Annotated in this window: 3 protein-coding genes; all 3 read left to right on the top strand. The window is 55.1% G+C overall.

What is annotated here, in order from left to right; translation table 11 throughout:
- Nucleotides 1-144 precede the first annotated feature (144 nt).
- Nucleotides 145-372: a tRNA 2-thiouridine-synthesizing protein gene (locus tag QP324_RS11730; protein WP_284816154.1), complete on the top strand. Its 228-nt coding sequence runs from the start codon at nucleotides 145-147 to the stop codon at nucleotides 370-372.
- Nucleotides 372-1,505: a hypothetical protein gene (locus QP324_RS11725; RefSeq protein ID WP_239274677.1), complete on the top strand. Its 1,134-nt coding sequence runs from the start codon at nucleotides 372-374 to the stop codon at nucleotides 1,503-1,505. The genes QP324_RS11730 and QP324_RS11725 overlap by 1 nt, the downstream gene beginning before the upstream one ends.
- 331 nt (nucleotides 1,506-1,836) lie before the next feature.
- Nucleotides 1,837-3,053 (top strand): IS3 family transposase gene (locus QP324_RS11720; RefSeq protein ID WP_101679514.1). Its coding sequence is split into 2 segments (ribosomal slippage): nucleotides 1,837-2,098 and nucleotides 2,098-3,053, totalling 1,218 coding nucleotides; the frame shifts between segments, so codons are not numbered across the junction.
- Nucleotides 3,054-3,176: the final 123 nt, after the last annotated feature.

The following is a 3,176-nucleotide window of genomic DNA, read 5'->3' as shown; positions in this document are numbered from 1 at the left end:
GCTGATGGTACTGCAACCGGGAGGTTGTGGGAGAGTAAGTCACCGCCGACACCAAACAACAAAACACAACAAAATACAGTCTAATGAGAAGGAGACGGTACACCACCGCCTCCTTCTTTTTCACGTTTTGCTATTCTCCTCACCATGGACCAAAAGCAAATTTCTTATGTGGCGGACCAGGTCGAGCAAGGAATTCTTGGACTCGAAGGCGTCGATAAGCTCCTGGCTTATTTGGATAGCTTGCATCCGGATGATTTGGTCGGCGTGGATTTCCTCGTTGACCGCATGTTTGAGGAGGAGCGTAACCAAACATGGGAGCTCACGGAAACGCTTAAGGAGTTTCTCGCGGATCTAAAGGAATGCCAGAAGTAGTGCAGACGCTCGACGAAGCAACCAACACCCTTGTAAACCCCTCCGGTTTGAATCTGACTGACCCTGACGATTCACGGGCGTACGCCGACCAGGTGTGGCAGGCCGGTGTGCTTTTGAATGTGGCAATTGATGAGCCTCAACACCTGACCAGCCAAGGCGTCAAGTCAATAGAGCCTTACGATGTCTTCCCGGTCGCGCAACGGGCGCTAGAAGAGGTTCTGCTACAGTTGCCGCTGGCTAATGATCCATTTGGGTCCGTGATCTGGAGCGCGGAACGCTTGGCCCAGGAACTACCTCAGGCCGCCCGATTGGCCCAGGTCGACGGGCTGCGCTTAGTCGAGTGGCTTTTGGGCGTTCTTGAATCGCCGTATGCGGAGCAGGTTGATATCGACCCCGTACAGTACGCGGAGGCTTTAGGACCTGCAGGCCTCAAAGAGCTGCGCGAGCGTGCGCAGGGTGAGTATGTCGGTCGTCGGTTAGCGGTGCTTTCCGGTTCTGTCGAGGAGGTATTTCGTACCCACACGGACGGATACGAGCAGCTCATTAGCGGGCTTTCGGAGATCGGACGGTTCGACCTTGCTTACACGTACTCGGAAGAAGCGATGCGAATCCTCCCCGCTGAGGAAACGTTCAATATTGCTGGTGGTTGGGCCGCGATTACCGACGTCCACTTTCCTCACCGCAGCCCTTACGTCAATGAGCGAGTTTTCGACGCGTTTCCACGGCTTTCGACAGCGAAAGGTCTTTTTGCGGCGGTGGGGGATAGCGCAGTGGAGCACATCGAGGCTCGGTTGCGCGATAAGCCCTGGGATCTTGCAATGTTTCAGTATCAGTGCTTACGCGATCCGCAACGAGCATGGGCGACAGCCTCGGACGCCGGGCTCCAACGCAATGTGGCAGAACTACTTCTTCCGCACCTGCCGGACCAGACCGTTCCCGTTCTCATGCAACTCATTGAGGACAAGCTGGAAACACAAGATGTCTATGGTCGCGACCAAGCGTATGAGTTGCTCGGGAAAGTTCAGAAAGCAGCTGACCCGGCTTCATTTGACGACTTCTTAGGTTGCCTACAGCGGAAGTTTGCTGACTGCCCTGAAATTCGCAACCAGCTTGCCGACGCCGCCCAACCCTAAACCTTTGCTTTTACCCCCGTCGCTGGTTGTGGTGCGACTCTGGGGATCCCTGCGGATTTAGGGTATCCTATTCGAACATAAACACCCCCACAGGGGACACATGTCCACCAGCCGGGATACTATAAAGGTGCTTGTTAGAAAATACATACGAATCTTGTTCTTCTCTGCTGGAGTGCCCCGTCCATGACTGCCACACTAAGCCCACCCGAACCAGATACCACCCTCGACTACCCAGACACCCTCCTCATAGGTGACCACCCCGACATCGATCTGAGGTTACCCTCGTTTAGTGGACACCCTATTTGTACGGATCCTGTGTCCGTAGGAGAGGATGTTCATTGTGAGTCAACAGCGCAAGAAGTACACGCCGGAGTACCGGCGTGAAGCCGCGAACTTGGTAATCGAGTCAGAGCGCCCGATCGCTCATGTGGCTAAGGAGATTGGCGTCTCCGCCGGGCTTTTAGGCCGGTGGGTCAAACTCGAGCGTGAACGCCGAGGGGCCTCGGATGGGATGAGTGAGGCGGATCTTCGTGCTGAGAATGCTCGTCTGCGCCGTGAGTTGGCGGAAGCCAAGATGGATAATGAGTTTTTGTCAAAAGCGACAGCCTTCTTCGCCGCGAAGCAACGCGAGCAGAAAAGTTCGAATTGATGCAGCAGGAGAAGGCAAACTACAGCATCAAACGCATGGCACGGCTATTAAAAGTGTCTCGGTCTGGATACTACAAATGGGCTGATACGCAGCAGAAGCGACTATCTGGCGAAAATGATCGTGCTGCATTTTACGATGGCGTTGACCGAAAGATTCATCAGATTTGGAAAGACTCCGATGAGGTTTATGGTGCTCCGCGGATCACCGCAGAACTTACCGAGCGCTACCAGATCACCCTGAATCGCAAGACTGTGGCTAAGCGGATGCGCATGATGGGCATTGAAGGGATTTCACCGCGTGCCTTTGTCCCGGTGACAACGATTCAATCCAAGCGTAAGTCAGCTCTTCCTGACCTGGTCAAGCGCATGTTTGATACTGGTGAGCTCAACCGAGTGTGGATGTCGGATATTACCTACCTACGCACCAGCGAGGGATGGTTGTACTTGTGTGCGGTCCGCGACGGCCATTCCCGCAGGGTGCTGGGATGGGCAATGGATAGCGTTCAAGATACATGCCTGGTCGAACGGGCCCTGCGGATGGCACATACACTGCGCGGGGACGTTCCTAATGGGCTGGTGTTCCACGCTGACCGCGGAACGCAATTTACCAGCGAGAAGCTCTGGGAAGTCTGCCATAACCTGGGCATTGCTCAGTCTGTGGGGCGTACTGGTGTGTGCTTTGATAACGCGATGGCTGAGTCGTTCTGGTCGACGCTTAAAACCGAGTTCTACGACCGCAAGCGTTGGCCAACCCGTGATGCCGCGCGCAAGGCCGTTGCCTACTGGATGGAAGTCGTTTACAACCGTCGGCGCCGGCACTCTGCACTAGGGATGGTCAGCCCCGTCGACTTCGAAAACCACATTGGTCTAACCACCAGTAGAAAAGAAATAGCTGCCTAAGCACTAGGTAGCCCCACTACGTGTCCACGATTTGCGGGCAACCCCAGCGGCCGTGAGGTGGTGTAGCGGCGGATGACGCGTTGTGCGTGGACGAGACAACGCTGAATCATCACGTTTGGCCAG

It is taken from the genome of Corynebacterium sp. UMB0012, assembly GCF_030216265.1.
Taxonomy (GTDB): domain Bacteria; phylum Actinomycetota; class Actinomycetes; order Mycobacteriales; family Mycobacteriaceae; genus Corynebacterium.
Note: the sequence above shows the minus strand (reverse complement) of the source record. Positions and strands in the feature narration are given on the sequence as shown.

Coding starts and splice junctions, on each gene's coding strand:
- QP324_RS11730 (WP_284816154.1), top strand. CDS start 145: ATGGACCAAAAGCAAATTTCTTATGTGGCGGACCAGGTCGAGCAAGGA.